Origin of the sequence: Tepidibacillus decaturensis (genome assembly GCF_001561915.1) — a bacterium.
Taxonomy (GTDB): domain Bacteria; phylum Bacillota; class Bacilli; order Tepidibacillales; family Tepidibacillaceae; genus Tepidibacillus_B; species Tepidibacillus_B infernus.
In genome coordinates, this window is the sequence record NZ_LSKU01000001.1 from 769,380 (window position 1) to 771,142 (window position 1,763).

At 31.8% G+C, this 1,763-nt stretch carries 2 protein-coding genes and 1 pseudogene; 2 read left to right on the forward strand and 1 reads right to left on the reverse strand.

Features of this window, described 5'->3' with window-relative positions; all coding sequences use genetic code 11:
- The first annotated feature begins 105 nt into the window (after positions 1 to 105).
- Positions 106 to 343, forward strand: a pseudogene (locus U473_RS03670) (YdbC family protein).
- Between the two features lie 81 nt (positions 344 to 424).
- Complete coding sequence (locus tag U473_RS03675) at positions 425 to 817, forward strand: DUF302 domain-containing protein (RefSeq protein ID WP_068723453.1); 393 nt, start codon at positions 425 to 427, stop codon at positions 815 to 817.
- A gap of 97 nt (positions 818 to 914) precedes the next feature.
- On the opposite strand, the gene U473_RS03680 is transcribed toward U473_RS03675, so the two are convergent.
- A partial coding sequence (locus U473_RS03680; RefSeq protein ID WP_068723458.1) for a hypothetical protein occupies positions 915 to 1,763 on the reverse strand: 849 nt, incomplete at its 5' end.

The following is a 1,763-nucleotide window of genomic DNA, read 5'->3' on the forward strand; positions in this document are numbered from 1 at the left end:
TTTTCTTATGGAAAGAAAGAATTGAAAATCGAACTATTGTTCGATATAATAAGATTACTTAAAATAATAGAGCAAAGGAAAATTTTTAGAAGGGGAGAAAAGATAATGGCAGAGATCAAATTTGAAATTAAAGAAACTGTTGGGGGTTATTTCGGAAAGTGCAAAAGGATGGAAGAAAGAGCTAAACCTAATTAGCTGGAACGGCCGTGAACCAAAATATGACCTACGCGATTGGGATCCTAATCATGAGAAAATGGGAAAAGGAATTACACTAACAAAAGAAGAGTTAGTTCAGCTTAGAAAGATTCTAGAGAAACACTATTCAAAAAATAAATTAGAATAATTCTTGTCTAATACTAATGAAAAAAGTAAAATGAAAGATGGAAAAGGAAGGATCATTTTAAAAAATAGGGGGAGAAAGAAAATGAAACATTTTGAATATGTTGTACCATCGAATAAAGGATTTGAACAAACAATTGAAGCAATCGATGCTGAACTCAAGAAGATTGCGTTCAAAATTGTTGCTCGCATTGACATCCACAACAATATTCTAAATAAAGGATATGACTTTAAGAAAAAGGTAAGTGTTTTGGAAGTTTGCAATGCAGGAGAAGCATATGAAATTCTTAGTTTAGGAAATGAAGTTTCTATCTTCTTACCATGTAAAATTACAGTTACTGAAGAAGACGGAAACGTTAATATTAGAATGCCTAGACCTACATTCTTATTAAATCAATATGAAAAAGAAGAATGGAACAAAACTGCTGACCATGTAGAAAGCTTGATGATCAATGTAATGGATGAAGCAGCAAAATAAAATCAGAGTTAGGATAGTCGACAGCTTGAAATCAAAGAAATAGCCCATTCAAAATGAGAGGCATTTAACAACCTCTCATTTTGAATCTTATGATAGATCATTGATTTACATCAATCGTTTTTAACATTGCCCATAAACTAGGCGTAACTCCTTCCGCGGCTTCACCATTTGGGAAATTAAATTTAAATTTAAATAATGTTCCATCGATTTCAATCAGCATAATATTTTGTGTTAGTTGAGACGTAGAAGAAGTTAAGAAGAATTTAGCCGTTCTAAAGAATGGATCAAAAATCTCCTCAACATTTCTTTCATATACTTTACCGATGGTTTGTAATTCTAATGCTGCATTTTTTCTCATATCCTCTATATTTACATCATCAGGAAGCTTTTCGATACGGATGTAATAATTGCCATCATTATTCCAGAATAAAATATCTTTGCCAGGCTCTTCCCCGCTAAAAGTAAATTGAGGTTGGACATAAATAGAGTACCCTAAAGTACTTTCATTTAGATATGCTTTTCTTAATTCTTTAGTTCCTTCAACAAAGATTTCTATATCTTTTTCCTTAGGAAGTTTTCTTTGACTTGTTTTGTAAGAATTTATTTTTTCTAATTTCGTTAGAATCAATTGTCCAACTTTATTTTTCTCATACTCAAAAGTGACTTCATCATTCTCCACTAAAGTTTCAATCACTTGTCTAACCTCATCTGTCAATTGAAGTGCCATGATCTCATTTTTAGTTCTTATTTCCACAGAATTATTGTCAATTTGTCCAGTGTAAATTCCCTGGTCTTGAAAAGTTTCTGTTTGTTGGTTTGGTTCTTCAGTACCTGTTTTTAGCTCTTCGTTAGGCGTTGTCTGCTCATTTTTATTTGAACAAGAGACAGTAGAAAAAATGAGAATTAGAGAGATTAGAAGGATAACCATCCAATGTAATCTTGTTTT